This window comes from Phormidium tenue FACHB-1052 (genome assembly GCF_014696675.1).
Taxonomy (GTDB): Bacteria; Cyanobacteriota; Cyanobacteriia; order Phormidesmidales; family Phormidesmidaceae; genus Nodosilinea; species Nodosilinea tenuis_A.
The window spans coordinates 1-26,403 of record NZ_JACJQN010000007.1 but is presented as its reverse complement, the minus strand read 5'-3'; the positions used below and the strand labels follow the sequence as shown (position 1 = coordinate 26,403).

Below are 26,403 nucleotides of genomic sequence, written 5' to 3'. Positions count from 1 at the left end.
TTCTTGCGCTACGGATAGATTAGTGTAGCGGTAAACGCTCTATATCTAGACCCATGACACAATTGCGGCCTAGGGGGTCAATGTGAAGCCTGAGTGCGGGGAGGGCGGCATTCCTCGGCGTGGAACCTGCCGATTGGTTGGGGCGCTACCGTGATGGGGCGATCGCCTACCACCGCGTCATGCTCTCAGTGACGACCCATGACATCGAAGCTTTGCCAAACCTAGATTTTGCCTGAGCTGAGAAAATCTTGGCGCTGCCCGACGGGCAATGCCAAACGCCCTTATATCTGCCAACCCCGTGTCCTAATGGCAGCTCGCCGACTGCGGCTAAAAATGGCGCGAGATGGTAGTGCTGGCGGGTCTAACGCCGCTCAGGAGCTAGGCATTAGGCCCAGGTGCCGGGCCAGGTGGTGACTAAGAACACGATCAGGCTAATTAGGGCAAGAATGCCCTGCAAAACATTGCCGACTAGCGTACCAACCACGATGGCTAAGCCTACCTTGGCCGACTGTTTAACCCGCTGCGGCAGCTTCAGCTCGCGGCGGTGCAAAAATTCGCCAATAAAAGCCCCCAGCACCGTGCCGACCAAAAGCCCGAGTAGGGGAATGCCCGTAGGCAACAGGGGCAGCAGCCCAAACAGGCCAAAAAACATGCCCACAAAAGCCCCAATTTGGCCCCAGTTGCTCGCCCCTACTCGCTGCGCCCCCAGCACTCCAGCCAAATAGTCAATGGCAAAGCTGAGGATGAGAGCGGCGATCGCGACCCCTAACGCCCATTTCAGGCCGACAAACCCAACCACCAAGCCCCAGATCACAATAGCCCCTACAATCAGCGTGATTCCCGGCAGGGCAGGCACGACTGCGCCAATTACTCCTACCACCATGACCAGCACCAGCAGCCAGTACAGGGCTAGATGCCACGCCTCGGTAGTATCGATCGCTGTGGGCATCTGTACCTGGGCGGGCAAGGCGGCAAGGCTGTGACCGATCTGAATGAGGGAGCTGCTTAGGCCAGCAGCCCACTGGGTCACTTGGGAGTAAACCCCAGAGAGGCCTTGGGGCAAAGGCGATGTAGTCAGGTCAAGGGCTAAATCAGGCATAGAAAACATCCTGGAGAAATGTTGCACCTCTAGGGGCAGGGTGCTGGAGTGATTGCCACAGTCTAAAGCGGATCATAGCCAAAACCAGGGCCACCGCCAGGACGGCTAGAGGTGCGGCCATCCATACATCTATATATTTATGCGGGTAATAACAGCGTATCGATGCCGTTGCTAGGTCGGGTTGGTCGGAGGGCGTTAAAGTTGGAGGACTGCTCACCTCCTTGCTCCTGAAGCTTTGCCCTGTGCTGCCTAATTCTGGGCTACCCAAGCCCTTGCTGCCTGCTTTCAACCCGCCAGCGTCGCTGCTGGTGATAGCTGCTATGGGCTCGACTCAGCTGGGCTCGACCCTGGCTAAGAGCCTGTTTGGTCAAGTGGGGCCTTTGGGCATGGTGCTATTGCGGGTGGGGTTGTCGGCTGTGGTGCTGGTGGCGTGGTGCCGTCCCCGGTGGCGCGGGCACCGGCTGGCTAACTACCGGCTGCTGGTGACCTTTGGGCTGTCGCTGGCGGTGATGAATGCGCTGTTTTACTGTGCGATCGCCCGGATTCCCATCGGAGTTGCGGTGGCGCTAGAATTTTCTGGGCCGCTGACGGTGGCGCTGCTGCACTCGCGTCGCTGGCTCGACGGGCTTTGGGTGGCTCTGGCGGCGGTGGGCATCGTGCTGCTGTCGCCCCTCAATACCCCGGCGCTCGACAGTTTGGGCGTGGTGATGGCGCTGCTGGCTGGAGTGGCGTGGGGCGCCTATATTGTGCTGTCGGCTCGCATGGGCCAAGCCTTTCGCGGCGGGGAGGGTCTGGCCCTGTCGATGGCGGTAGGAGCACTGTTGTTGCTGCCCGTTGGGATCATGGCAGAGGGCCGACTACTGCTGTCACCCAATATTTTACTGCTGGGGTTGGGGGTGGCGATGCTGGCTTCGACCCTACCCTATTCGCTAGAGATGACGGCGCTGCGCCGGATGCCGGTGAACGTGTTTGGCGTGCTGATGAGTTTAGAGCCTGCGATCGCCGCCGTGATCAGCTTTTTCTGGCTTGGCGAAACCCTGAGCTTGACCATGATTGGTGCCATTGGTTTAGTCACGATCGCCGCCGCCGGTGTGTCCCTATTCCAGCCCGCCACTAAGGTTGTTTGAGTTGAGCGGGCTGGAAAAAGCGCCGATCTGCTGAACTGAATAGAGGCTTTCCTCCCCCGCGATAGGAGTGATCGCCGCCGAGTTCAGGGGAATTCTTGAGTTAACCAACACGGCGGAGGCGGGGTTAACCAGTGGCAACAATCAGTGGAATACTGCGGCAGAGATGGCTCTTAGTCATGGGCGTAGGTGCCCTGATAGGTCTAGTGCTCTGCGCTCCTGACTCCGCCCTAGGCAACGCTGACCTCCCGTCCATTCTCAGTCAAACCGCTGCCGTCCCTCTGCTAGCCCAGGCTCGAACCGGCTATCCCCAGCGCCAAGACGCTTTGATTAACGACTATGGCGAGGTGCTGTTGCCGGCTGATGCCGATCGTCTGCGAGAGTTGCTAGAGCAGGTTAAGACGACTACCGGCATCGAGATCGTGGTGGTGACGGTGCCCTCAATCGGGGTTTATGAAACCGGGGATGCCGCGATTGAGAGTTTTGCCACCCATCTTTTCAACAGCTGGGGCATTGGCGATGCCCAACGCAACGACGGGGTACTAGTGCTGTTCTCCCAGGGCGATCGCGCCGTGCGCATTGAGCTAGGTAAGGGCTACAGCCGCGACTACGACGCTCGCATGCAGACCGTAATTGATGACTACATGCTGCCGCGCTTTCGATCTTCGGCCTACAGCACGGGATTGTACGAAGGCACCCAGGCTCTGGTGGGGCAGCTGACTGGCCCGCCGCCTACGGCTCTAGAAAAACTGCCTTGGGGGTGGCTGATCCTGGGCCTAGGCGGACTCGTTTCTGGTGGAGTTGCGATCCTGGGTTCTAAACTGCTGATCAACCTATTGCGACCCAAATGTGAGCTATGCCAGGTACACATGAATGATCTGAGCGACACCGAGGCCAAAGCTCACCTCGACGCAGGGCAAATTTTAGAGCTGGAGCTGAAGTCGGTATTTCATACTGTTGCGGAGTGCCCCCAGTGCCATAAGCACACCGCTCGTCAGTTTGGTAATCTATTCACTGCCTTTGAGTCCTGTCCGAGCTGTCACTATAAAACCCTGGAGGAGGTGCAGCGCACCACAGTAAGAGAGCCGACCTATCACTCGTCGGGAGAAGCGCTGGCCAAACGGCACTGCCGCCACTGCGACCATAGCGACCAACAGACCATCACCCTATCCCAGCTGCGTCACAGCAGTAGCTCATCCTCTAGCAGTAGCTTTGGGGGTAGTTCGTCTTCGGGAGGCGGCTCGTCTTCCGGAGGCGGAGCCAGCGGTAGGTGGTAACTAAACCCTACTTTTGGCCGTTGACCAATTGCAAAGAAAGGCCGCTGCCTAGACAAACCGCCTGCATTCCGTGGAACACTGTTGCTACACAGGGAATGCATTCTAACGTCGGCTATGAGTCTTTGTATTAACCCACGTTGCCGTCAGCCTAACCATCCAGATAACGGGGGTAGCCCTACCTGCGCGGCCTGTGGGTCAGCCCTGGTGCTCCAGAGTCGCTACCGAGTGATGCGGTTGATTAGCAGCGACAGCGGCTTTGGCCGCGTGTATGAGGCTTACGAGCGCAACGTCCCCAAAATTCTCAAGGTGCTGAAAGAGGGCTACAACGCCAACGACAAAGTGGTGGAGCTGTTTCGCCGTGAGGCTCAGGTGCTGAGCCAGCTCAACCACCCGGGGGTGCCTCGGGTAGAGCCGGAGGGCTATTTTCTCTATTACCCAGCCGATGGTGGCGAGCCTTCTCACTGTTTGGTGATGGAGAAAATCGAAGGCCCCAACTTGAAGCAGTGGATGGTGCAGCAGGGCAACCACCCGATCAGCGAGAAGCAGGCCATGCTGTGGCTCACCCAGCTGACCGATGTGCTCGATCTGGTGCATCAGCACAACTATTTTCACCGCGACATCAAGCCCGAAAACATCATGCTGCGTCCCTCAGGGCAGCTGGTGCTGGTCGACTTTGGTGCGGCTCGCGAGATGACCCAGACCTACATGGCCAACCTGGGCGATAGCGGCATTACGACCGTGAGTTCGGCGGGCTACACGCCCCCCGAGCAGGAGCAGGGCCAGGCGGTTCCCCAGTCTGACTTTTATGCCCTGGGTCGCACGCTCATTTATTTGATGACGGCCAAGCTACCCAACGACCCGGCGATCTACAACTCGCGCACCAATGCGTTTGGGTGGCGATCGGCAGCGCCGCAGATCTCGTCACCCCTGGCCGATTTGATTGACCATCTAATCGCTCCAGCGGCGGCCAATCGGCCCCAAAACACTGAAGCGATTTTAGAACGTCTGGCCCAGGTGCGATCGCGCCAAGTCTCCGGCCTGCCTCGCTTGACCAACACCTCGACATCGACCTGGCCCCTAACGACCCTCAATCCCCACGAGGCCCAGACTCTCCCTGAACCTTCGCGCAGCTTTTTGCCCCCCTGGTTAGACCAGCGTCCCTGGCTGCTGGCCGGCCTCACGGGATTAGCGCTAGCGGTGCCCTTAGGCTGGTACGCGCTAAGCCGAGGGGCGCTGCCCTTGGCATTGAGTGACTCTCGGGTGACAGCACCAGCTCTCCAGAATTTGACCGTCAGCCCGGTAGCTGTCCTGACCGGACACGAGAATGATATTTACGATCTATTGCTGCTGCGAGACGGCAAAACGCTGATCTCCGCCAGTGCTGACAGCACAGTTCGCATTTGGGATTTAGAGGACAACACCCTGCGTCATACGCTGACCCATGCCAATGTGGTTCAGGCGATCGCCACCACCGTCGATCAGACAACCTTAATTAGCACCGGGGACGATCGCGCGATTCGTTTTTGGTCGCTGCCCGATGGCCAACCCTTAGGACAGCTTGATAATGCCCACGGCACGCCCATCCGCGCTTTGGAGGTGAGTCGCAATGGCCGCACGCTGGTGAGTGCTGACAGCGAGGGGAGCATCAAACTGTGGCCTTTGACTGACGCTACTGGATCCCTAAATTTATCGGGCATGTCGGCAGATGGTCCTAGTCACACTCTTCAGGCCGATGGCACCCTGAACGATCTGTTATTTACCCGCGATAACACCATGCTGATCAGCGGCGGCAAAAGCCTCCAGCTTTGGGATTGGGCCAGTTTAAGGGATGGCGCAACGGGCGCGGCTAGTTTGCCCACCACCCTGGAGGGGCATACCAGCTTTGTCAACCGCATTGAAATTACCGACGACGATCAAACCCTGGTGAGTGCTTCAGCCGATCAAAATGTGCTGCTTTGGGATATGGCTACAAAATCCCAAAGCGCAGCGCTGGAAGGTCACCAAGGTTACGTCAACACCTTGCGTCTAGAGGGGCCTCAGCTCTGGAGCGCCGACGCTGACAAAACGATTTTGGTGTGGGATTTGCAGCAAAAGGCTCCAACTCAACGGATCACCGGCTTTGAAACCGATATCTGGCGCTTTGCGGTGCAGCCCAACGGCCAAATTATTACTATTGGCGGCACTCAGCCCTACATTCGGCTCTGGCGTTTAGACCAACCCCCTAAGCCCTAGCTCTTGGCCACAGTCAAGACTTTGCGGTGGTTAATGTCAAAGCGATCGCCGTGGGCCAGCAGGTGCAGCCGCAGCCCATGAATGCTGAGCGGATCGGAGGCGGTGATATCGGGCTCGTTGGTGTGGGTCATATCGCCGGGGTCAACCACGGCGATCACCCCCTTGCCGATCACTTGAAAGCTACCGTCGCTTTCAAATAGGGCACAGGTGTCTTCGTCAATGCCCAACCCAAGCCGGTTGGGCTGCATGGCCATGGCGCTCATCAGTCGGGCCATGCGGTTGCGGTTGTGAAAGTGCTGATCGACAATCACCTCGGGCACAAAGCCCAGACCAATCGCCATATCCACCAGCGAGCGATTGGGCGACTCGCCGCTGCCGCCCCCGGCGATCATGTGGTGGCCCATGACAGCAGCCCCGGCGCTGGTGCCGCCGAGGGTGATTTCGCCCAGCTGCGCCCGCTGCCGCACCACGTTAATTAAAGGGGTGTCGGCCAGGAGGCCGCAGAGGCGCACCTGGTCGCCACCAGTGATAAAGACACCCGTGCAGGGTTCGACGATGGTTTCCCAACTGGGGTCTTCCCCCTGGGCGCGATCGCGAATATCCATCACCACCGTCTCGGGAGCGCCCATTTCGGCAAAAATTTCCTGATAGCGACCCGAAATGGCTACCGGATCCCGCGAAGCGCAGGGAATAATACCGATGCAAGCCGCCGTCCCCCCAGACCGCTCGAAAAAGGTGTGCAAAATCTCTTTGCCGTGAACTTTATCTTCTGCGCCACCAATGGCCAGAATCGCATGGTGCTTAACGGGAGACATGGGCCGCTCAACAAAGGGACGAAAATTGCTACCTAGACTCAATTACTGCATGATAGAGAGCGTTATATACCAAGTCCAGCTCAAGATCTGTAGTTTTCCTACCGGTAGGACTCCACCTCTTGACTTGGATGACGTTTACTCAACCCATCAGGTCGTTAGGCCTCAGCAGACTTAGGCTATGACAACTGGCATTTCGGGGGCTTCCCATCTGAGAGTAGATGTTGTCAGCCTGTTTCCAGACTTTTTTGCATCGCCCTTAGAGTCAGGGCTGATTGGTAAAGCCCTGGCCCGCCAAATTGCAGAAGTTTATCTTACCAATCCCAGGGACTTTACAACGGATAAGCACCACCGGGTCGATGACGAACCCTACGGCGGTGGTGTAGGCATGCTGATGAAGCCCGACCCGATCTTTGCGGCGGTAGAATCGCTGCCCGTGCTGCCCCGGCGCGAGGTGATTTTGCTCACCCCCCAGGGCGAGGCGATGACCCAAGACCTGTTTCGCCATCTGGTCACGCTGGATCAGCTAGTGCTGATCTGCGGCCACTACGAAGGGGTCGATGAGCGGGTCGGCCACCTGCTGACGCGGGAGGTTTCCCTGGGGGATTTTGTGCTCACCTGCGGTGAAATTCCGGCCCTGGCGCTGATCAACGGCGTGGTGCGGCTGCTGCCGGGCACCGTTGGCAAGACCGACTCCCTGCGCTACGAAAGCTTTGAGACTCCGCTACTCGACTACCCCCAATACACTCGCCCTGCCAGCTTTCGCGGCTGGGAGGTGCCAGAGGTGCTGCGATCGGGCAATCACGAGGCGATCGCCCAGTGGCGACGGCAGCAGCAGATCGAGCGCACGCGGCAGCGGCGGCCAGATTTGTATGAGAAGTGGATGGGTGAGGGTGGAGCGGGTGATGGGGTAGATAGGGCAGTGGATGGACGGCTGTAGGGTGCATCCGCGCAGCGATGCACCATTGCTGAGGCAGCTTTAACGGCACATAGATAATTAGGACAAAAACCTATGGGGATCAGAATTGGCAACGGCTACGACATTCATCGGCTGGTGGAGGGGCGATCGCTCATCCTGGGCGGCGTCACCATTCCCCACCACCTGGGGCTCGATGGCCACAGCGATGCCGATGTGCTGACCCACGCGATTATGGATGCGCTGCTGGGAGCGCTGAGTTTAGGCGATATCGGGCTGTACTTTCCCCCCGGCGATCCTGAGTGGGCGGGGGCCGACAGCCTAAAGCTGCTGGCGCAGGTGAATGCGATGGTGCAAGAGCGGGGCTGGCAGGTAAGCAATATTGACTCAGTGGTGGTGGCCGAGCAGCCCAAGCTCAAGCCCCACATTGAGGCGATGCGATCGCGCCTAGCCGAAAAACTGGGCCTCGCCCCCGATCAGGTCGGGGTAAAAGCAACCACCAACGAAAAACTCGGCCCCGTGGGACGCCAGGAGGGGATCGCCGCCTATGCGGTAGTGCTTCTCACAACCGTCGACTAAGACGGCTCTTCTCCATAAGCGGTTTACTGGATAGTGAGAAGTGACTCGCGCGAGGCGGGAACCTTTTGTTTTGTAAGGGGTCAAACCACTTTGTAAAATCTTTACGGCAAATCCGCCATAGATGTAGATTTGACCTAAATAACTCTCAGCAACGGTTGTAAAAGATACTTAATCTGCTTGGGAAACCCGTAAACTACTTTATAATATCTTCAAGTTTGACTAGGGTTTGAAACGAAATTTGCGGTAATGGCTGTGTATCTACTGCTGAGCCTCGATTTAGGTCTTGTCTCGAAGCAAACCCATGGGGGTTTTCGGCTGTAGGTGCGGTTTTTGTCCAAGAGGCAAAGGGGTAGGGCTTAGATGGCTAACGTCATGCAATCGCTGGTAGCAACCGGTCACACCATTCGTGGGGTCTGTTATGCAAAAACCAATTATTTGAGCCAGTCGATCGCGGCCCTGTCGGCTATTCCCCCCGAGCGGGTAGGGCTGAACGGCGAATATGACTATTACGGCTTGGCTAAGCGCATTAAGACGAGTTTTCACGGTCAAGTGGGGCGTGAGGCCGTTAAGCAGCTCACCGTGAAACAGCGTGGATCCGCGGTCATTCTCAGCGGACAGGTGGATACCTTAGAACTGCTTGATCAGCTAGTTGACCTAGCGCTGCACACCGAAGGCACCACCCACGTTGAAGTACACGACGTGCAGGTCAACGTTCTAGAGCTAGCCCAGTCAGTGCGAGTAGCTTAAGCAAATTCCAACCAGCACAGGTTGCTGAGTTGTCGGTTGGGTGGCGCGATCGCAGAACCCAACGAGGTTCGCTGCTGTCAACTTGTCTCCTCCAGAGACGCTTCGTAAGGCTTCGCTGCACCCACCTACGGGGACTCTAATTTTTGGTCGTGACGCTGCATCAATTGCTTAGGCCATGGGTGTAGAACCGTCATTGACTGCCAGGCGTAGGGCAGACAGCGCCAGAATGACCAAAAACAGCCCTAGCCCAATGGTGCAGGCGTAGCTAATTTCGAGCTTTTGAAAGGCCTGCTCATAGATGTAGTAGACCACGGTTTTAGAGCTGTGGCGCGGCCCACCCTGGGTCATGATGTAGACCTCCTCAAAGACTTTAGTGGCGGCGATCGCCGAGATCACGCTCACCAGCACCAAATAGGGCCGCATCAGCGGCAGCGTAATATCCCAATGGCGTCGCCAACCGTCGGAGCCATCCAGCGCCGCCGCCTCATAGAGATCTTGGGGAATGCCCTGGAGCCCCGCCAGATAGATCACCATGTAGTAGCCCAACCCCTTCCACACCGTCACCACCATGACGCTAAACAGCGCTAGGGTCGGACTGGTGAGCCAGGGAATGCCGTTCTCGGTAAGCCCTAGCGATTTGAGCACCTGGTTAAATAGGCCCGTTTCGGCGTAGAGCCAGCGCCAGGCTATGCCCGCCACCACCATCGACACCACCACAGGCGAATAGTAGGCCACCCGCAGCCAGTGAATACCGCGCAATTGACGATTCACTAAGATCGCCAGACCCAGCGGCGCAAAGGTTAAAATCGGCACCACTCCAACTAAGTACACCAGGGTGTTGCGCACCGTCTGCCAGAAGATCGGGTCGGTTCTCAGCCGCTGCACGTTGGCCCAGCCCACCCAGGTGGGGGCCGCTGTCAGGTCTACCCCAAAGGTCGTAAAGCTCAGATAAAACGCCCGCAGCGCTGGCCAAAACACTGAGATCCCCAAGGCCACTAGGGCGGGCAGCAAAAATAGGTAGGGAATCACCCGTTGAGGAACTGTGAAACCCAGGGGCCAGATTTTGCGCGGGGCCGGTCGCGGGGAAGCGGTCATAGATTGCCAACAAACAGGGAGAACTTAGTCTACTTCCAGAATCCCACAACCGCAGCCGCCCGATCCCGTAAGGGGGAAACCTACTTGAAGAGTATATGAAGAAGCCGTGTTTTTACGGATTTAGATCGCCCTGGAGATCGGAGTTAATGGAGGTGAGGGCGTTTTATGTAGCGACTACTCTGCCACGCTGACCGGCAATATAGCGCGACCCGACACGTCAAGGCCCCATCTACAGCCCTACTAAGCGCCTCTATTGAGCCACCTACTGCTGTGGTGGAGGACACCAATGGCTAACGATTTACAGGCAACCAAGCGCTTAGTTGAGATTATTCGAGATCTATGCCTCGCCCCCAGCCTCGATATTCTCATGACCCTGGTGGGAGTCGCCGCCCGCGAACTCACCCACGCTGACGGGGCTACCTTTGTGCTCAAAGAAGGGGATCAGTGCTTCTACGCCCACGAAAACGCAGTGGCCCCTCTGTGGAAGGGACAGCGGTTTCCGCTCTGTAGCTGCATCTGTGGCTGGGCGATTAACCACAAACAGGCCGCCATCATTGAAGACGTGTACAGCGATGCGCGAATTCCAGTAGAGGCCTATGCCCCAACCTTTGTAAAAAGCCTGACCGTGGTGCCCATGCGCCAAAACAACCCGGTGGGCGTGATCGGTGTGTACTGGGCCGAACGCCATCAACCCCTGACCGAGGAAGTTGAGCTGCTGCAAGTCTTGGCCGACACCACTGCCACGGTGCTCGATCGCCTCCTCGGTCAAGCGATACCAGAGGCGGAGGCGCGATCGCAGCTCGAAGTGCTTGAGCACACCAATGCCAAACTGCGGGCCGAGGTCTTACAGCGCCACACCACCGAAGCTGAGCTGACGCGGCTGTCGCTCACCGATGGCTTAACCGGCTTGTACAACCGGCGCGGCTTTTTTCTGCTGGCCAATCGACAGCTGCTGCAAGCCCATCGTCAGCAACAGTCGGTGACAGTCTTCTTTATTGATGTTGACTATCTCAAGCAGGTCAACGACCACTATGGCCACGAGGCGGGCGACTGGCTAATTTTGGGCACCGCCGCCAGTCTGCATAAGACTTTCCGCGAGGGCGATATTGTGGCGCGGCTAGGGGGCGATGAGTTTGTGGTGCTCGCGATCGACTGTGCCGATGGCCAAGAGGTGGTCAACCGGCTCAAAGCCAATGCCGAAATCTTTGCCCAAGAAAACGATCTCTCCTATCCCCTCTCAATGAGTGTGGGCCTAGCGGTGAGCCAGGGGGAGGGTAGCAACCTAACGTTGAATCAGCTAGTCTCCCAGGCCGATGCCGCCATGTATACCCAAAAGCAGCGCAGACGGCAGCTCAATATCGCCGAGATCAAGGCCTCTCAGCGGTGGGGCGTTTGAGCGTAGAGCACGGGCGTAGTCCAGTCGGATTCCAGTGCGGGTTAACTAGCCCAGCAGCGGTGTCAAATCCAAGTGCTCGCTTACCGCCTCGGTGAGCTCATTGAGAATGACCTCGCGCTGCTCGCGGTAGTTGGGGATGCCGGTGGGCAGTGACCCCAGGCCCCGCTGCTGGCGCAGGCGGTTGAGCCAGGCCCGCCGCCAGGGGCCGTTGTCGAAGATGCCGTGGAGGTAGGTGCCCCACAGCGACTGGCTGGCATCAACCACGCCCAGGCTGCGATCTTCGAACAAAAACTCAAATTTGTTTCCCTTCTCATCTTTCCCGTCAGAGAGCAGGAGCTGGGTGCGGCCCTGGTGCAGCTCGTAGCCCGACACCGGCAGCCCCTCCTGGGGAAATCGGGAACTGACGGTGCGCTGGCGGGCGATCTTTTGCTGGGTGATGACCGTTCTCAGCGGAAATAGATCGAGGCCAGGGAAGCGGCCTTCGTGGCCCTCAATGCCTTCGGGATCGGCTAAGAACTGCCCCATCATCTGGAAGCCGCCGCAGACGCCCATCACCGTGCCCCCAGCGGCAACATAGTTTTGGATTTCTTCGGCCATGCCGGTGCGCTGCAAAATCAGCAGGTCGGCGATGGTGGTTTTGGTGCCGGGGATGATCACCGCGTCGGGGTAGCTGAGCTTTTCTTTAGGGCTGAGATAGACCACCCGCACGTTAGGCTCGGCCTCCAGCGGGTCAAAGTCGGTGAAGTTAGAGATGCGCGGCAGGCGAATGACGGCGATGGTGAGGTCGGCCTGTTTTTTGCTGCCGGGGGTGCGATCGAGCAGGCTGAGGGAGTCTTCGGCGGGCAGGGCGTTTTCGATCCAGGGCACGACGCCGAGGACGGGGATGCCGGTGCGCTCTTTGAGCCACTCTAGGCCGGGCTCTAGCACCTCGCGCTGGCCGCGAAACTTGTTGATGATGATGCCTTTGACCAGGGCACGCTCCTCAGGATCCATCAGCTCTAGGGTGCCGATGATGTGGGCAAACACGCCGCCGCGATCGATGTCGGCCACGAGCACGGTGGGGGCATTGAGGTGCTTGGCGATGCGCATGTTGGTGAGATCGCGGTGTTTGAGGTTGACCTCCACCGGGCTACCGGCCCCTTCGCACACCAAAAAGTCGAAGTCTTGGCTGAGGCGAGTGAGGCTTTCTTGAATGGCCTGCCAGCCCTGGTCAAAAAAGTTTTCGTAGTACTGCATGGCGGTGGTGCGCCCCACGGCCCGGCCCTTGAGAATGACCTGGGAGGTCATGTCGCCCTGGGGCTTGAGCAGAATGGGGTTCATCTCGACCTGGGGGGGCACGCCTGCGGCCCAGGCTTGAACGGCCTGGGCATAGCCCATTTCGCCACCGTTGGCGGTGACGTAGGAGTTGAGGGCCATGTTTTGCCCTTTAAAGGGGGCGACCCGCCAGCCCCGACGGCTGAGAATGCGGCAGAGGGCCGTGGTAATCAGCGATTTACCCACGTGGGAGGCTGTTCCCACTACCATGATTGCTCTCATGGAGCGTCTCCAAAATTGAATGAGTTCGATGACAGGGCCAGAGCCGACGTAAGTTTACTTGCCGGGCCGCAGCCACTGCCTATGCAGATTCTTCAGGAACAACGCAACTTATCAGGACGATACTAGCTCTGTCACCGGCTGGGTGATGGTCGCCAGCCTAGTAGAGCCAGCGCACCCACCGGCACCATGCATTATAGAGATGATCGCCCAGGGTGGGACGATACTGGGCCGGGCTCAGGGGGGCTAGGGACTCAAACACCTGCCGTCCCATGGGGGTGAGGCGAAAGCTGTCGGTGAGGCCCTGGCCATCGACTTCGCGGCGCAGAATGCCCACGGCAATCAGCCACATCATTTCGTTTTCGGCCTGAAGCTCGGCCAGGTTGCGACGGCTGTAATGGCTTTTGACCCCAGCTGGGCCACTGACCTGGCGAATGGAGATGCTCTGCGATCGCATATCCCCCAGCAGGTCTAGCCGAAACGATGAGCATCGAAAGGCGCGTTCGGCCCGTTTGAGCGATCGCCGGGGATAGCGAAGGGTAATGGCGTAATCAGACTCAACTGGGGCCATGGGTGCAGAAATTATGACTGCCTTAAATTGTAGGTTTATTTCACCGTTAATCGGGCGAAAAGTGGGGAAGAATTCTGCTGATCTGACTATACCCAAGGGCAGCTTGGGATCCGTTGTTTTCTTGGTAAAACTCGACTTCCGGACTTGAATTTGGTTTAAAGGACGGTTTAGTAACAGCGGTTACTTTCTAATGTTTGAGCAATTGCTAAGCCTATTAGTGCATCAATCGTCAGCTCAAGTCACCAATCACTCAACTAGTTTTAATAGCCAATCGGTTTCTAGGGTTCCGGCTTGCCGCATCTGCGGTTAGGGCGTCTGGTCCGAGAGAAACCGCCAGATAGTTACTGGCCCTGCTTTGATAGCAGCGCTCACGGTATCTGGTACACGGCGGGATAAAAGCCCGGGAGGATAGCGAAGCGCTGCTTTGCCATTCTCTCGGGCTGTCGTTTTTTATGACGTTTTTCCCAAGAAACGCCCAATCCTTACCGCTTATCTATCCCTATTCACCTATGGCCCACTCGCTAGCTCCTGAGATCGAGGCGCTGAAATCCTCCCTGGAGGATAAAGGTGTCAAGTACGCCCTGGCCAGCTATGTGGATATCCACGGCATGGGCAAGGCCAAAATGGTACCCCTGGCTCACCTGGGCCAAATGATGGCGGGTTCAGAGCTGTTTACCGGCGCGGCCCTCGACGGGGTGCCCCAAGAGATTAGCGATGAGGAGGTGGCGGCGATGCCCGACCCGGCCTCGGCTACGGTGCTGCCCTGGAAGCCCGAGGTGGCCTGGTTTGCCAGCGATCTTTATCTGAAGGGGCAACCCTTTGAGGCCTGCTGCCGCACCATTCTCAAGCAGATGCTGGCTAAGGCGGCGGCGATGGGGTTTTCCTTTAACCTGGGCATTGAGACCGAGTTTTTCATGCTCAAAGAGCACCCCGACGGGAGCTTTGGGCCGGTGAGCGATCGCGACACCTTGGCTAAGCCCTGCTACGACCTGCCCAGCCTGCTCGATAACACCCCCTGGCTGAGCGAGCTGGTCGAGTACATGAACGATCTGGGTTGGGATGTCTACTCCTTTGACCACGAAGACGCCAACGGTCAGTTTGAAACTGACTTTGCCTACAGCGATGCCCTGACCATGGCCGATCGCCTCACCTTCTTTCGGCTGATGGTGAAGGAGATCGCCCGCAAGCACGGCTACTTTGCCAGCTTTATGCCCAAGCCCTTTGGCGATCGCACCGGCAGCGGTGCCCACTACAACATGTCGCTGGCCGACATCAACACCGGGCAAAACCTGTTTGAAGACCCGGATGACCCACGCGACTGCAAGCTGTCGAAGCTGGGCTACCAGTTTATTGCTGGGGTGCTGCGTCACGCCAAGGCCATCTGCGCCGTCACCTGCCCCACGGTCAACAGCTACAAGCGGCTGCTGCGCCAGGGCAGCATGTCGGGCTTTACCTGGGCCCCGGTCTATATCTGCTACGGCAACAACAACCGCACTAACATGCTGCGCATTCCCCTGGCGGGGGGGCGGGTCGAGTGCCGCGCCGCCGATATTGCCACCAACCCCTACCTGGGGGCCGCGATGATTCTCGCCGCTGGGCTAGAGGGCATTGCCGAGGGGCTAGACCCCGGCGACCCCCACACCGAAAACATGTACAACTATTCCCTGAGTGACCTGAAGACGATGGGCATCGATATGCTGCCCCGCACGCTGCAAGAGGCGATCGACGCCTTTGAGGCTGATTCCCTAAGCCAGGCGGTGATGGGGCCACTGATGTACCAGACCTACATCGACTTTCGCCGCCGGGAATGGGAGGAGTACCACACCCACATTTCCGATTGGGAAATTAAGCGGTATCTCAAGTTTTTCTAGCGATCGCGCCGCACCATTCCCAGCGGCGTCAGTTTTTTCCACAGCGTTTTCCACAGCTTTTCCTGTAGTTTTTGAGACCAAGACCCACAGCTATGCAACGACGTACCTTTTTACCCACGCTGGTTGCCTTTTTTTGCAGTTTGTTGATCACCGTTAGCTGCGCCCAAAGTACGCCCCAGGCCGATGCCCCTGCCGATGCGCCCGCGAGCGCTACGACTGGCGAGCCGGTGAAACTCGGCTACAGCAGCTGGGCAGGCTGGTGGCCCTGGGCAATCGCCGCAGAAGAGGGCCTTTTCGAAAAGAATGGGGCCAACGTCGAGCTGATCTGGTTTGACGGCTACCTAGAGTCGATGCAGGCCCTCGCCGCTGGGCAGCTCGATGCCAACAGCCAGACTCTCAACGACACCATTTCCTTTGCGGGGGATGCCGTCAACGGCATGGTGGCCGTGCTGGTCAACGACAACTCCGCCGGTAACGACAAGGTGATTGGGGCCGAGGGCATCAACACCGTCGCCGATCTGGCGGGCAAAACCGTTGCCCTAGAAGAAGGTGTAGTGGGCGACTTTTTGCTCAGCCTGGCCCTCAAAGATGCGGGGCTGACCCGCGATGACGTAGACATCAAAAATCTAGAGACTGGGGCTGCGGCCACGGCCTTTGCTGCCGGTCAGGTAGATGGCTTTGCGGGCTGGGTACCCTTCTGGGAAACGGCGCTGTCTCGCGAGGGCAGCCAAGAGTTGGTTTCATCGGAGGATTACCCTGGCGCGATTCCTGACCTGCTGGTGGTCAGCCAAAAGCTGATCGATAGCCGCCCCGACCAAGTGCAGGCCTTGGTCAATACCTGGTTCGACATTCTGGCCTTTATTGAGGAAAACCCTGAGCGGGCCAACGAGATCATGGCGAAGCGAGCCAGTGTCAGCGACACCGAGTTTGAGAAATACACCGAGGGCACCAAAATCTTCACCCTGGACGAAAACCTAGAAGCCTTTAGCGCGGGCGGTGACGACATGAAGTACATGCCCTACGCCGCTCAAAAAATGGCTGAATTCATGGTGGAGACTCAGTTTATCCCCGAAGCGCCTGACCTAGAGGCCATTCTCAATGACCAATTTGTTAAGGCCTACACCGCCAATCAGTAGCCGTTGATAACCGCCCCCATCGCCGTTTTGTGGATGATGGGGGTTCTCGTTTTACAGGTTTGTTGTACGTTTGGGCTAATCCCTGTGACTCCTGATTCCCCTTCCTTTTCCACCGCGCCCACCGCCCCCCAGGGCATGAAGCCCAGCGTTTTTTGGCGACTGGCCGACGACATTCCTAAATCCATGGGCACGGTGCTGATGGTGCTCTCCATTGCGGTGCCCTTTGCCCTCTGGTGGATGGTGGCTAGCCTGAATTTAGTGAATGACAAGTTTTTGCCGTCGCCGATTCAGGTGGCCCAAGCGCTGGGTCGGCTCTGGACAGATGGCTTTTTGCTGGGAGATACCGCTGCTAGCATCATGCGGGTGACGGTGGGTTTTGGGCTGGCGGCCTTGGTGTCGGTGCCCATCGGCATCGCGATGGGGGCCTTTGCTAGCGTGCGATCGCTGCTCGAACCGATCATTGGCGTGGTGCGCTACATGCCGCCCCCGGCCTTCATTCCCCTGTTGGTGATCTACCTGGGTCTGGGGGAAGCGCCCAAAATCGCTCTGATCTTCATGGGCACGGTGTTCTTCAACATTTTGATGATTATGGATGCGGTGAAGTTTGTGCCCAAGGCCCTGCTTGAAACCACCTACACTCTGGGCGGGCAGCGGCGGCAAGCGCTGTTTCAGGTGATTACTCCCTACGTGGTGCCCAACATTATCGACACCTTCCGCATCAACATTGCCACCTCCTGGAGCCTGGTGGTAGTAGCGGAGCTGGTAGCGGCGGAAAACGGCCTGGGCAAACGCATTGTGCTGGCCCAAAAGTTTTTCAACACCGACGAAATCTTCGCCTGCCTGATCATTCTCGGTGTGATTGGCTTTGCCCTAGATTTATCGCTGCGAGGGCTGATGAAAGCCACCTGTAAATGGGCGGTGGATTGATCTATGGCGTTCCCCAGTTTGTGAGGTGCGCGATCGCTCAGATAGATCCCTCCAGATTCTCGCGTTCTCAGTTTCACTCTATAACCCCCCTTGAAAAGGGGGGCAGGGGGGATCAAAGCAGGGTATCTCACCCCATCAAACTTTCTATATTCATCCTAAATCCGATTCAGTCTAGCTTTGGTGGGCAGTGCCCACCCTACGGCGTACCTATTAAATCGTTCACCCCCTACCCATCCACCCCCTACCCCTTACCCCCACCCCACCATGCACTTAGAAATCAACAATCTCAGCAAACAATTCGACACCCGCCAGGGGTCGGTGCTGGCGCTCGACGACATCAACATGCACGTCGAAACGGGCGAATTTGTCTGCGCCGTCGGGGCTTCCGGCTCCGGCAAATCGACCCTGCTGCGGCTGGTGGCGGGGCTAGACATGCCCACGACGGGGGAGATCACGGTAGACGGCCAGGTGGTGACCGGGCCTGGCTCCGATCGCGGCATGATCTTCCAGAGCTACACGCTCTATCCCTGGATGACGGTGCAGAAAAATGTGGAATTTGGCCTCAAACTCCAGGGCGTGGGGCCAAAGGAGCGGCGAGAAATGGCCTCCTACTATTTAGACGTGGTGGGGCTGACCAAATTTGCGCGATCGCTGCCCAAGCAGCTCTCGGGCGGCATGAAGCAGCGGGTAGCGATCGCCCGCACCCTGGCCTCGCGGCCCAAAATCATGCTGATGGACGAACCCTTTGGCGCGCTAGACGTGCAGACCAAAGAAACCATGCAGCAGTTTATGCTCGACCTGTGGAACCGCACCGGGGTCAGCATTTTGATGATTACCCACGACGTGGATGAGGCCGTGTTTCTCTCCCAGCGCATCTATGTGCTGACGGCCCACCCCGGCACCATTCAGCGGGAGGTATTTGTGGATTTGCCCAGCGATCGCACCTACATGATTCGCCGCGATCGCGCCTTCCAAGACACCCGCGAAGGCATCATGGATCTGCTGCGGGGCAAGACAGTGCCCGCGTTGGTGAGCTGATGGTTTCCAGACTGCCGCTGCAATGGTCAACGACCAACCCCCCAATCTCCTCGCCAGTGCCCCCCGATGCCCATGGGCTGCCGGAGCGATTTTTGCTCACCGCCGACCACTACACCAATCCTCAATGGCTCCCGATAGAGCAGCGGGCGATCTTTCGCCGCACCTGGCTTTATGTGGGCGATGGCGATCGCCTCCAGCCAGGCATGGTGTGGGCCAAATCAGTGGCGGGCGCTCCCCTACTGATCGTGCGCGACAACGAGGGCGATCTGCGGGCCTTTTACAACCTCTGCCCCCACCGGGCCGCAATTTTGTCGCCCCAGGCGGGCATTCATCCCTGCCAAAAGCTGGTGTGCCCCTACCACGCCTGGGTTTACGACCTGGCTGGAAATTTGGTGGGGGTGCCCTCCCAAAATCAGTTTTCAGAGTCGTTTAAGAAGCAGGAGTTTGCGCTGCGACCCGTGCGGATAGAAATCTGGTCGGGCTTTATGTTCGTCTGCTTCGACGACAGTGCGCCGCCGCTGGTGGAGTTTCTCGGCAGCATCCCTGAGCACCTGGGACAGCACCGCACCCCCGCCACCCAACCCCTGGCGGCCAAGCAGTACACCGTCGCCTGCAACTGGAAGAACTACCACGACAACACGCTGTGTGACTATCATGTGGCGATCGCCCACCGCACCACCCTCAACCCGGTACAAGGCCCCATTCGCCACTACCAGCACCAGCTCGAAGCCTTCGTCAACCTGCTCTACACCCCCACCACCGCCGACTGGCAGGCCGAAAACTCCATCTTGCCCATGCTCCAGGGCCGCAGCCGCGAGGGATTTTTCACCTACGGCATCTATCCCAACCTGCACCTGCTGGGCCTGCCCAACGGCCTGCTGGCCTGGCTGCACATCGAGCCGCTCACCGCTGAGTCTTGCCAGGTTTCCCTCGACCTCTACGGTGACCCCGATTTTTGCCCCCCCAGTGAAACCCTGCTGGCCGAGTTTGACGCCTTTATGCAAGAAGACATGGTGCTCACCGAAAGCGTGCAGCAGGGCTACGCTAGCGGTGCCTACACCCCCGGCCCGGTAAATGGTTTAGAAACCCGCATCATTCACCAGCAACAACTGATCTGGGACGCCCTTGCCGCTTTTAGTGAGGCTGATTAGCAGTATGAATTGATGCAGGGCAAACACCGTTTGCCCCTACGCGGAGCCCTGGTTGTATAGCACTAGGTTAATTGGTGGGCAATGCCCACCCTACAACCAGCTAATTCTAAATTTTGAATTGATTGGGCACATTCAAAACTCAAAATTCAACCTTCAAAATTCTCCCCCACCCCATAACTCCGTTACCCCATCACCCCTCCATGCCCCTCAACCCCTTCCTCGGCGTCTGGCAACGCCGCTCCATCCAGTTTGACCAAGGCCCGATCGAAACCAGCCAATCTGTCCTATGGATCCAGGCTGAAACCTACTTTGCCGATGTGCGTAGCGCTCCTTTTGCGGGACGGCTGACGCCGGAGCGGTATCGGGAGATGGATTGGCGATCGCGCTTTGATGCCGATCTGTTGGGCTTTGCCGGAACTTTTAGCTGGTCTGCGGCCCCCCCGACATGCACCTGGCACCATCGCCTTGCCCTTACCCCCTGCCAGTGGCCCGACACCAGCAACTATCACTGGTTGGGGCCAGACGACTTTTTAGAGCAAGGCACCTGTGAAGATGACGAGGGCGATCGCCACACTTTCGTTGAGCACTGGCATCGCCTTCACCCTGGCCCTGTGCAGGTGTGGCGTCTGGATCGGGCAGAGCAGCAGGGGCAGGCCCTCCGGGTGGGCAACTGGGCCGTCTTGGTGCATCAATGGCGTTCGCGCAGCGTCTCCCCCGGAGAATCACAAAGCGTCTCCAGGGGAAAATCGCCCACCGCTGACCCATTGCAGGAGGCGAAGATCTTTAGCGCGTTTTCTGCCACCGCCTGGGAATATCGGGAGGGCACCTGGCAGGCTTTGTTTGGCACTGAGGCCAGCCTAGGCACACCACCTCAATGGACGCCACCGGATCTAGACGACCCGCTTGGTCTTTGGCAGCTAGAGCGCTCGGCCCCAGCCCACTAGAGCCTAGAGCTTAACTAAGTATTGAGCTTGAGCATCTGGCAAACTCTCGGTGATAAGGTAAAGCCTTACGTTCTGCGGCTGGTGGAACGGCCCCCTTCGCCAGGCCGCTAGCTACCTTAGCAGAGCGGTCAGGGAAATCACCGGCAGAGATGTTTTCAGCACACAGGTCGCGCTATGAGTCCAAAAGTTCTCCCTGGCCAAAGCTTTCCCCTGGGAGCCACCGTCTACGCCGTGGGGGTGAATTTTTGCCTGTATTCCAAACACGCCACCGGCATAGACCTGCTGCTGTTTCAAGCTGACGACCTCACTGAACCCAGCCGGGTGATTACCTTCGACCCACTGTGGAACCGCACCTTTTACTACTGGCACATGTTTGTGCCGGGGCTAAAAAGTGGGCAGGTTTATGCCTACCGCGTCCACGGCCCCTTTGATCCGGCCCACGGCCACCGCTTTGATGCCACCAAGGTGCTGCTCGACCCTTACGCCCGCGCCATTGTCGGTGACGACATCTACGATCGCAGTCGCGCCATTGGCCCCGGCGACAACTGTGCCACTGCCATTAAGGGGGTGGTGGTTGACACCCGCAACTACGATTGGCAAGGCGATCGCCCCCTGCACATTCCCTACTCCAGCAGCGTCATCTACGAGATGCACGTGGGCGGCTTTACCCGCCACCCCTCCTCGGGGCTGCCCGATGAGCAACGGGGCACCTACGCGGGGCTGATCGAAAAAATTCCTTACCTGCAAGAGTTGGGCATTACGGCGGTGGAGCTGCTGCCCATTCACCAGTTCGACGCCCAAGATGCCATGCCGGGGCGAGAAAACTACTGGGGCTACAGCACCCTGGGCTTTTTTGCTCCTCACCGCGCCTACAGCTCGCGCAAAGACCCCTTGGGGCCGGTGAACGAGTTTCGCGACATGGTCAAAGCCCTGCACCGGGCGGGCATCGAAGTCATTCTCGATGTGGTGTTTAACCACTCTGCCGAGGGCAACCACGAAGGCCCCACCCTGAGCTTTAAGGGGATCGACAACGAAACCTACTACATGCTCGAAGACAACCCGATCTACTACTCCAACTACAGCGGCTGCGGCAATACCCTGTCGCCCAACCACGCCGTCGTCGGGCGCATGATTCTCGACAGCCTGCGCTACTGGGTGTCGGAGATGCACGTGGATGGCTTTCGCTTTGACCTGGCCTCGGTGATGTCGCGCGACATGGCGGGCAACCCTCTCGAAGACCCACCGATTTTGTGGAACATTGAGTCGGAGCCGATTTTGGCGGGCACCAAGATTATCGCCGAGGCCTGGGATGCAGGGGGACTGTACCAGGTCGGCAGCTTTATCGGCGATCGCTTTGCCGAATGGAATGGCCCCTACCGCGACCACGTGCGCCAGTTTATTAAAGGCGACGAGGGCGTCGTGCCCGATCTGGCCGCCCGCCTGCTGGGCAGTCCCGACATTTACCAAAAGCCCAACCGCGAGCCCAACCGCAGCATTCACTTTGTCACCTGCCACGACGGATTTACCCTCAATGACTTGGTGTCGTACGACCACAAGTACAACGAGGCCAACGGCGAACATAACCGCGACGGCACCGACGCCAACTACAGCTGGAACTGCGGCGTAGAGGGGCTTTCGGCCCCACCCGAGGTCGAGCAACTGCGTCAGCGGCAGATCAAAAACTTTCTCACCCTGCTGTTTATGGCCCAGGGCACTCCGATGCTGCTAATGGGTGACGAGGTGCGCCGCACCCAGCGGGGCAACAACAACGCCTACTGCCAAGACAATGACCTAAGCTGGTTTAACTGGGATGCCGTGGAGAAAGAACAGCCGCTGCTGCGTTTTACCCAGGGGCTGATTCACTTCATTCAAAGCCTGAAGGTGTTGCAGCTACGGCACCTGCTGCGGGTGACCACCACCTGGCACTACGAACCCCATATTGTTTGGCACGGCACTACCCTCAACCAGCCCGACTGGTCAGAGCACTCCCGCACCCTGGCCTTTACCCTGCGCTACCCCGACGCCAAGGAGCAAATTCACGTCATGCTCAACGCTTACTGGGAGGCGCTGATGTTTGACCTGCCAGGGCTTGGCCCCCACGATCGCTGGCACCGCATTGTCGATACCGCTGTGCCGCCCCCCCGCGACTTTTGCTACCCCGAAGAAGCGCCGGTATTTGAAAACGATCTGTACCCAGTGGGGCCGCGATCGACCGTAGTGCTGATGAGCCGAGGGCAGGGTTAGCGTCCCCTGGATCTGTGATCCCAGATCTTAGATTCTCTACGCTGTCCTGTATCCTAAACCAAGTTCAGCCCCGGCTTTGCCCCTTGTACCTCACCCATCTATCGCTCAGGCACTTTCGCAACTATGGCGAGCAGCAAATTGATTTTGCCGCTCCCAAGACCATTTTGGTGGGAGAAAATGCCCAGGGGAAGTCGAATCTGCTGGAGGCGGTGGAGCTGTTGGCGACGCTAAAGTCGCACCGGACGAGCCGCGATCGCGATCTCGTCCAACAAGACCAGCCCATGGCCCAAATCACCGCTGCGGTGCGGCGCGATCTGGGCCTGGCCGATCTCTCGCTGGTGCTGCGCCAGGCGGGGCGGCGCACGGCCATTCTCAACGGCGAAAAGCTCAGGCGACAGCTCGACTTTCTCGGGGCGCTCAATGCGGTGCAGTTCTCTAGCCTCGATCTTGACCTGGTGCGGGGTGGGCCGGGGGAGCGGCGCGACTGGCTTGATACGTTGCTGATTCAGCTAGAGCCGGTCTATGCCCACATTCTCAGCCAGTACAACCAGGTACTCAAGCAGCGCAACGCCCTGATCAAGCAATCCTACGGCGATGAGGAGGGAGAAGCAGGGCCATCGGTAGACGCTACCGAGTTTGCCCTGTGGGATGCCCAACTGGCGGCGCTGGGTACACGGGTGATTCGGCGGCGGGCCAGGGCGATCGATCGCCTCGCCCCGATCGCCCACCAGTGGCACCAGGCGATCAGCGGCCAGCGCGAAGACCTGCGGATCCACTACCAGCCCAATGTGCCGATGGCGGAGGATGACCCGCAGATCATTCAGGCTAGCTTTTTGGAGAAGATTAAGTTGAGGGCGATCGCAGAACAGCACCAGCGCACTACCCTGGTTGGCCCCCACCGCGACGACATCGAGTTTGCCATCAACGACACCCCCAGCCGCCAGTATGGTTCCCAAGGGCAGCAGCGCACCCTGGTACTGGCCCTCAAGCTGGCGGAGCTGCACCTGATCGATGAGGTAGTGGGCGAACCGCCCCTGCTGCTGCTCGACGACGTGCTGGCCGAGCTAGACTTGAACCGCCAAAATCAACTATTGGAAGCAATTCAAGATCGCTTTCAAACCATCATCACCACTACGCATTTGGGAGCTTTTGGCAGCCAGTGGATGACTTCATCGCAGATCTTGACGGTAAAGGGGGGGCGAATTGAGAACAGCTAAACTACTTCACTATTGGGCTTTACAAGAGAACGTTTTTTACATCTAAGCTTGAGCAGGTAATCACAGCATGTTCGAACGACAGCAAGCCGTCTCTACCTCTATTAATAATCACGCCCTTCCCCTGCGACGTCGCGCCATGTTGAGCCGAGGCAGCTACTTTAGCTTGCTCAGTCTGGGCAGTGCAGGCAGCATTCTGAGCATTGGCAGCACCGGCAGCATTCTTAGCATCGGCAGCGCGGGGAGTATCTTAAGTATTGGCAGTGCGGGCAGCATTTTGAGCGTGGGCAGCGCCGGTAGCGTGCTGTCGGTGTTGAGTCTGGACAGCATTCTCAGCGTTTTGCAGTTTTGGGCCATTCGTCAGTTTTGATTTTTGCTTGGCCCAAATTCATCAGGCAGTTCATCAAAGGTGATTGCCAGCTCTTTGCACAGCGATCGCATTTGCGGAACTGTCAGCGTCGGTGGGTACTCCCCCTTCTCCCATGCCCTCACCGCTCGATCAGACACCCCGATGCGTCTAGCCAATTCAGCCTGAGTTAAACCCACCCGTTGGCGCATTTGCTTCAAGGGCGATGGTTGTTGTTTAGGTGCCTCGTCAGACATTGCGGAACTCAACTTCCGGAAGCCTACTGCTTGACAGGACGCTCAAGCGGAAGTAAGCTTCCAGTATTGCCTCTGGATTACAGCTCAGGCGACAGGCCTAACCCTGTCGTTGCTGAGTTTGTTGATTTTGCTAACTCAGTTTCTCACCTTGCGATGGTCTTGTGCGACCTTCGCGCTATTTCCTGCTGCACCAAAATCCGAGGTGTGCACAAAAAACTGAATTCTTGTCCTCATTACTAACTTTGCCATGTCAGAATTTATTCCCAACACCGAAATCTACAACCTACCGCTCAGTACCCCTACTCCCATGGAGCCAACCCGCGAGCCTGTGCGGGTGATTCTAATTGGTTCTTCTGTAGGCATAAATCTAGTCATTGCCATTCTTCATCGGCTGGGCTTTGCCGAACCTCGCTCTTGGAGCAAGCCTCAGCTAGACCCCATTACAGGCCAACCCACGCGTATTCTCACTAAATGGATTCGATATTAGCTAAATGAACAGATAACTCCTGTAGATAGGACTGCTGCTCTGCTGGGGGCAAAAATGATGCTTTAAAGGAATTTTTGGCCAACTGTATTAGATGTTCTGACGTTAGTCCCAGGGCAAGCTCTGCCGCCTCGAAGTTCTCGGCTAGGTAGCCGCCAAAGTAGGCTGGGTCGTCAGAGTTCACCGTCACACACAGGCCCAAATCTAGCAGCTGCTTGAGGTTGTGCTGGGCCATCTCATCGAACACACAGAGCTTGATATTTGACAGCGGGCACACCGTCAGCGGTATCTGGTGCTCGGCTAGATAGTTCACCAGGGCTGGGTCTTCTACACAGCGCACGCCGTGGTCAATGCGCGACACCTTGAGCAGGTGAATCGCCTCCCAAATGTATTCTGGTGGCCCCTCTTCGCCTGCGTGGGCCACGGTGAGAAAGCCCTCGGCCCTGGCCCGGTCAAACACGGCCTGAAATTTCGAGGGCGGATGCCCCAGCTCTGAAAAATCGAGTCCCACGGCGATGATGCTGCCACGGTAGGGCAGGGCTTGCTCTAGGGTAGCCATGGCGGCCTCGGCGCTGAGGTGACGCAAAAAGCAGAGAATTAGCGCCGAGGAAACCCCGAGCTGAACTCTAGCGTCTAGAAGTGCCTGAGTGATGCCGCTGTGCACCACCTCAAAGGGAATGCCGCGATCGCAGTGGGTCTGCGGGTCAAAGAAAATTTCGGTGTGGCGCACTCCTTGGGCGGCGCACTTTTGCAGGTAGGCCCAGGTAAGGTCGTAGAAGTCTTGCTCACTTTGCAACACCTGCGCCCCGGCGTAGTAGAGATTGAGAAATGACTGCAAATTTTCAAACTGATAGGCCGCCCGCACGGCCTCTACCGACTCGTAGGGCAGCGTAATGCCGTTGCGCTGGGCGAGGGCGACCATCATCTCGGGTTCGAGGGAGCCTTCGATGTGGATGTGGAGTTCGGCCTTGGGCAGGGTGAGGAGGGGCGATCGCATAGTCACCAGCACTTTTAGCGGTCATTATGGCTCAATCCCCCAGCGTTTGTCTGAAGCAAAATGCCACCAACAGCGCAATTGGCTAAACAATACTGTGGCTCAGTGTAGAAAGGGGGAGCCACAGCGCTACTCAAAACTCAAAACGGTTGCAATTCCCATCCTAAGGAGCGGTTAGAAGTAAGGGAGTTTTACAACGGAAGAAAGAGGTTGAGGTCGATTCAGGTGCTTTAAGGTCTATGCAATAACTACCGCATGACTCAGGAGACAATCCTATGCCTTACGAAAATGTAGAAGCGTTGCCCCAAGATACTCATACTAAATCCGACTTAGTTACCCCTGAAATAGGGTAGGATGGGAGAATGCCAAGACCCCTCCATCTTGAACCTCATTTTTCAGCCGATGAGCTTAAAGCG

23 protein-coding genes, 1 pseudogene and 1 riboswitch are annotated in these 26,403 nt (G+C 57.9%); of the genes and pseudogenes, 17 read left to right on the top strand and 7 right to left on the bottom strand.

Annotated features, from left to right (window positions below; genetic code table 11):
* Window positions 1–385: 385 nt before the first annotated feature.
* A complete protein-coding gene (locus H6G07_RS11160) occupies window positions 386–1,099 on the bottom strand; it encodes a DUF456 domain-containing protein (RefSeq protein ID WP_338420692.1) in 714 nt (237 codons plus the stop codon).
* A gap of 242 nt (window positions 1,100–1,341) precedes the next feature.
* Between H6G07_RS11160 and H6G07_RS11155 the strand changes: the two genes are divergently transcribed.
* The 3 genes from H6G07_RS11155 to H6G07_RS11145 all read left to right on the top strand — a co-directional run bounded on the left by H6G07_RS11155 (window position 1,342) and on the right by H6G07_RS11145 (window position 5,732).
* Window positions 1,342–2,226 (top strand): EamA family transporter, encoded by an 885-nt coding sequence (locus H6G07_RS11155; RefSeq protein WP_073609965.1) that lies wholly within the window; start codon window positions 1,342–1,344, stop codon window positions 2,224–2,226.
* A gap of 176 nt (window positions 2,227–2,402) precedes the next feature.
* Window positions 2,403–3,500 (top strand): TPM domain-containing protein, encoded by a 1,098-nt coding sequence (locus H6G07_RS11150; protein WP_073609966.1) that lies wholly within the window; start codon window positions 2,403–2,405, stop codon window positions 3,498–3,500.
* 114 nt (window positions 3,501–3,614) lie between these two features.
* Window positions 3,615–5,732: a serine/threonine-protein kinase gene (locus tag H6G07_RS11145; RefSeq protein ID WP_073609967.1), complete on the top strand. Its 2,118-nt coding sequence runs from the start codon at window positions 3,615–3,617 to the stop codon at window positions 5,730–5,732.
* Here H6G07_RS11145 and H6G07_RS11140 read toward each other — a convergent pair.
* On the bottom strand, window positions 5,729–6,547 hold the full coding sequence (locus tag H6G07_RS11140; RefSeq protein ID WP_073609968.1) for a cyanophycinase: 819 nt from the start codon (window positions 6,545–6,547) through the stop codon (window positions 5,729–5,731). The two genes, H6G07_RS11145 and H6G07_RS11140, sit on opposite strands and share 4 nt — an antisense overlap.
* A gap of 178 nt (window positions 6,548–6,725) precedes the next feature.
* Here H6G07_RS11140 and trmD point away from each other — a divergent pair, with 178 nt between their 5' ends.
* From trmD to H6G07_RS11125, 3 genes are all read left to right on the top strand, one after another.
* A complete protein-coding gene (gene trmD, locus H6G07_RS11135) occupies window positions 6,726–7,484 on the top strand; it encodes a tRNA (guanosine(37)-N1)-methyltransferase TrmD (RefSeq protein ID WP_084173397.1) in 759 nt (252 codons plus the stop codon).
* Between the two features lie 72 nt (window positions 7,485–7,556).
* Window positions 7,557–8,039, top strand: coding sequence for a 2-C-methyl-D-erythritol 2,4-cyclodiphosphate synthase (gene ispF / locus H6G07_RS11130; protein WP_073609969.1), 483 nt, complete (start codon window positions 7,557–7,559; stop codon window positions 8,037–8,039).
* 360 nt (window positions 8,040–8,399) lie between these two features.
* Window positions 8,400–8,786 (top strand): hypothetical protein, encoded by a 387-nt coding sequence (locus H6G07_RS11125; protein ID WP_139297129.1) that lies wholly within the window; start codon window positions 8,400–8,402, stop codon window positions 8,784–8,786.
* Between the two features lie 168 nt (window positions 8,787–8,954).
* On the opposite strand, the gene H6G07_RS11120 is transcribed toward H6G07_RS11125, so the two are convergent.
* Window positions 8,955–9,881, bottom strand: a complete 927-nt coding sequence (locus H6G07_RS11120; protein ID WP_073609971.1) for a carbohydrate ABC transporter permease — start codon at window positions 9,879–9,881, stop codon at window positions 8,955–8,957.
* 286 nt (window positions 9,882–10,167) lie between these two features.
* Between H6G07_RS11120 and H6G07_RS11115 the strand changes: the two genes are divergently transcribed.
* A complete protein-coding gene (locus H6G07_RS11115) occupies window positions 10,168–11,277 on the top strand; it encodes a sensor domain-containing diguanylate cyclase (protein WP_073609972.1) in 1,110 nt (369 codons plus the stop codon).
* A 45-nt stretch (window positions 11,278–11,322) separates the two neighbouring features.
* Here H6G07_RS11115 and cobQ read toward each other — a convergent pair whose 3' ends face one another.
* The gene (cobQ, locus tag H6G07_RS11110; RefSeq protein WP_073609973.1) at window positions 11,323–12,813 is read right to left on the bottom strand and encodes a cobyric acid synthase CobQ; all 1,491 of its coding nucleotides are present in this window, start codon (window positions 12,811–12,813) and stop codon (window positions 11,323–11,325) included.
* Between the two features lie 157 nt (window positions 12,814–12,970).
* Entirely contained in the window at window positions 12,971–13,381 is a 411-nt protein-coding gene (locus H6G07_RS11105) for an Npun_F0494 family protein (protein WP_073609974.1), read from the bottom strand.
* 267 nt (window positions 13,382–13,648) lie between these two features.
* Window positions 13,649–13,790: riboswitch (guanidine-I (ykkC/yxkD leader) on the top strand.
* A gap of 100 nt (window positions 13,791–13,890) precedes the next feature.
* Here H6G07_RS11105 and glnT point away from each other — a divergent pair.
* The 9 genes and pseudogenes from glnT (at window position 13,891) to H6G07_RS11060 (ending at window position 24,276) form a co-directional block, all read left to right on the top strand.
* A complete protein-coding gene (gene glnT / locus H6G07_RS11100) occupies window positions 13,891–15,252 on the top strand; it encodes a type III glutamate--ammonia ligase (RefSeq protein ID WP_073609975.1) in 1,362 nt (453 codons plus the stop codon).
* 92 nt (window positions 15,253–15,344) lie between these two features.
* Window positions 15,345–16,388, top strand: a complete 1,044-nt coding sequence (locus H6G07_RS11095; RefSeq protein WP_073609976.1) for an ABC transporter substrate-binding protein — start codon at window positions 15,345–15,347, stop codon at window positions 16,386–16,388.
* Between the two features lie 84 nt (window positions 16,389–16,472).
* Complete coding sequence (locus H6G07_RS11090) at window positions 16,473–17,315, top strand: ABC transporter permease (protein WP_244901949.1); 843 nt, start codon at window positions 16,473–16,475, stop codon at window positions 17,313–17,315.
* A gap of 375 nt (window positions 17,316–17,690) precedes the next feature.
* Window positions 17,691–18,353, top strand: a pseudogene (locus H6G07_RS11085) (ABC transporter ATP-binding protein); the annotation flags it as partial.
* A complete protein-coding gene (locus tag H6G07_RS11080) occupies window positions 18,353–19,504 on the top strand; it encodes an aromatic ring-hydroxylating oxygenase subunit alpha (protein ID WP_199312031.1) in 1,152 nt (383 codons plus the stop codon). The pseudogene H6G07_RS11085 and the gene H6G07_RS11080, both read left to right, overlap by 1 nt.
* A gap of 200 nt (window positions 19,505–19,704) precedes the next feature.
* Window positions 19,705–20,448, top strand: coding sequence for a hypothetical protein (locus H6G07_RS11075; protein ID WP_073609979.1), 744 nt, complete (start codon window positions 19,705–19,707; stop codon window positions 20,446–20,448).
* A 174-nt stretch (window positions 20,449–20,622) separates the two neighbouring features.
* Window positions 20,623–22,692 (top strand): glycogen debranching protein GlgX, encoded by a 2,070-nt coding sequence (gene glgX / locus H6G07_RS11070; protein WP_073609980.1) that lies wholly within the window; start codon window positions 20,623–20,625, stop codon window positions 22,690–22,692.
* Between the two features lie 83 nt (window positions 22,693–22,775).
* Window positions 22,776–23,909 (top strand): DNA replication/repair protein RecF, encoded by a 1,134-nt coding sequence (recF, locus tag H6G07_RS11065; RefSeq protein ID WP_073609981.1) that lies wholly within the window; start codon window positions 22,776–22,778, stop codon window positions 23,907–23,909.
* Between the two features lie 67 nt (window positions 23,910–23,976).
* Window positions 23,977–24,276 carry a hypothetical protein gene (locus tag H6G07_RS11060; protein ID WP_199312030.1) on the top strand — a complete coding sequence of 100 codons (300 nt, stop codon included), beginning with the start codon at window positions 23,977–23,979 and terminating at the stop codon, window positions 24,274–24,276.
* Here the strand turns inward: H6G07_RS11060 and H6G07_RS27065 are convergent.
* The gene (locus H6G07_RS27065; RefSeq protein ID WP_242026741.1) at window positions 24,267–24,464 is read right to left on the bottom strand and encodes a helix-turn-helix transcriptional regulator; all 198 of its coding nucleotides are present in this window, start codon (window positions 24,462–24,464) and stop codon (window positions 24,267–24,269) included. The genes H6G07_RS11060 and H6G07_RS27065 overlap by 10 nt on opposite strands.
* 292 nt (window positions 24,465–24,756) lie before the next feature.
* Here H6G07_RS27065 and H6G07_RS11050 point away from each other — a divergent pair, with 292 nt between their 5' ends.
* Window positions 24,757–24,996: a hypothetical protein gene (locus tag H6G07_RS11050; RefSeq protein ID WP_073609983.1), complete on the top strand. Its 240-nt coding sequence runs from the start codon at window positions 24,757–24,759 to the stop codon at window positions 24,994–24,996.
* On the opposite strand, the gene H6G07_RS11045 is transcribed toward H6G07_RS11050, so the two are convergent.
* Window positions 24,977–26,002: an adenosine deaminase gene (locus H6G07_RS11045; RefSeq protein ID WP_244901950.1), complete on the bottom strand. Its 1,026-nt coding sequence runs from the start codon at window positions 26,000–26,002 to the stop codon at window positions 24,977–24,979. The two genes, H6G07_RS11050 and H6G07_RS11045, sit on opposite strands and share 20 nt — an antisense overlap.
* Between the last annotated feature and the right edge of the window lie 401 nt (window positions 26,003–26,403).

Bases quoted from the DNA above. Each gene is read 5' to 3' on its own strand.
- H6G07_RS11140 (WP_073609968.1), bottom strand. From the start codon at position 6,547: ATGTCTCCCGTTAAGCACCATGCGATTCTGGCCATTGGTGGCGCAGAA.
- H6G07_RS11160 (WP_338420692.1), bottom strand. From the start codon at position 1,099: ATGCCTGATTTAGCCCTTGACCTGACTACATCGCCTTTGCCCCAAGGC.
- H6G07_RS11145 (WP_073609967.1), top strand. From the start codon at position 3,615: ATGAGTCTTTGTATTAACCCACGTTGCCGTCAGCCTAACCATCCAGAT.
- H6G07_RS27065 (WP_242026741.1), bottom strand. From the start codon at position 24,464: ATGCGCCAACGGGTGGGTTTAACTCAGGCTGAATTGGCTAGACGCATC.
- H6G07_RS11125 (WP_139297129.1), top strand. From the start codon at position 8,400: ATGGCTAACGTCATGCAATCGCTGGTAGCAACCGGTCACACCATTCGT.
- glnT (WP_073609975.1), top strand. From the start codon at position 13,891: ATGGCCCACTCGCTAGCTCCTGAGATCGAGGCGCTGAAATCCTCCCTG.
- H6G07_RS11105 (WP_073609974.1), bottom strand. From the start codon at position 13,381: ATGGCCCCAGTTGAGTCTGATTACGCCATTACCCTTCGCTATCCCCGG.
- H6G07_RS11095 (WP_073609976.1), top strand. From the start codon at position 15,345: ATGCAACGACGTACCTTTTTACCCACGCTGGTTGCCTTTTTTTGCAGT.
- ispF (WP_073609969.1), top strand. From the start codon at position 7,557: ATGGGGATCAGAATTGGCAACGGCTACGACATTCATCGGCTGGTGGAG.
- H6G07_RS11075 (WP_073609979.1), top strand. From the start codon at position 19,705: ATGCCCCTCAACCCCTTCCTCGGCGTCTGGCAACGCCGCTCCATCCAG.
- H6G07_RS11080 (WP_199312031.1), top strand. From the start codon at position 18,353: ATGGTTTCCAGACTGCCGCTGCAATGGTCAACGACCAACCCCCCAATC.
- H6G07_RS11150 (WP_073609966.1), top strand. From the start codon at position 2,403: ATGGGCGTAGGTGCCCTGATAGGTCTAGTGCTCTGCGCTCCTGACTCC.
- H6G07_RS11115 (WP_073609972.1), top strand. From the start codon at position 10,168: ATGGCTAACGATTTACAGGCAACCAAGCGCTTAGTTGAGATTATTCGA.
- glgX (WP_073609980.1), top strand. From the start codon at position 20,623: ATGAGTCCAAAAGTTCTCCCTGGCCAAAGCTTTCCCCTGGGAGCCACC.
- H6G07_RS11060 (WP_199312030.1), top strand. From the start codon at position 23,977: ATGTTCGAACGACAGCAAGCCGTCTCTACCTCTATTAATAATCACGCC.
- H6G07_RS11050 (WP_073609983.1), top strand. From the start codon at position 24,757: ATGTCAGAATTTATTCCCAACACCGAAATCTACAACCTACCGCTCAGT.
- H6G07_RS11120 (WP_073609971.1), bottom strand. From the start codon at position 9,881: ATGACCGCTTCCCCGCGACCGGCCCCGCGCAAAATCTGGCCCCTGGGT.
- cobQ (WP_073609973.1), bottom strand. From the start codon at position 12,813: ATGAGAGCAATCATGGTAGTGGGAACAGCCTCCCACGTGGGTAAATCG.
- trmD (WP_084173397.1), top strand. From the start codon at position 6,726: ATGACAACTGGCATTTCGGGGGCTTCCCATCTGAGAGTAGATGTTGTC.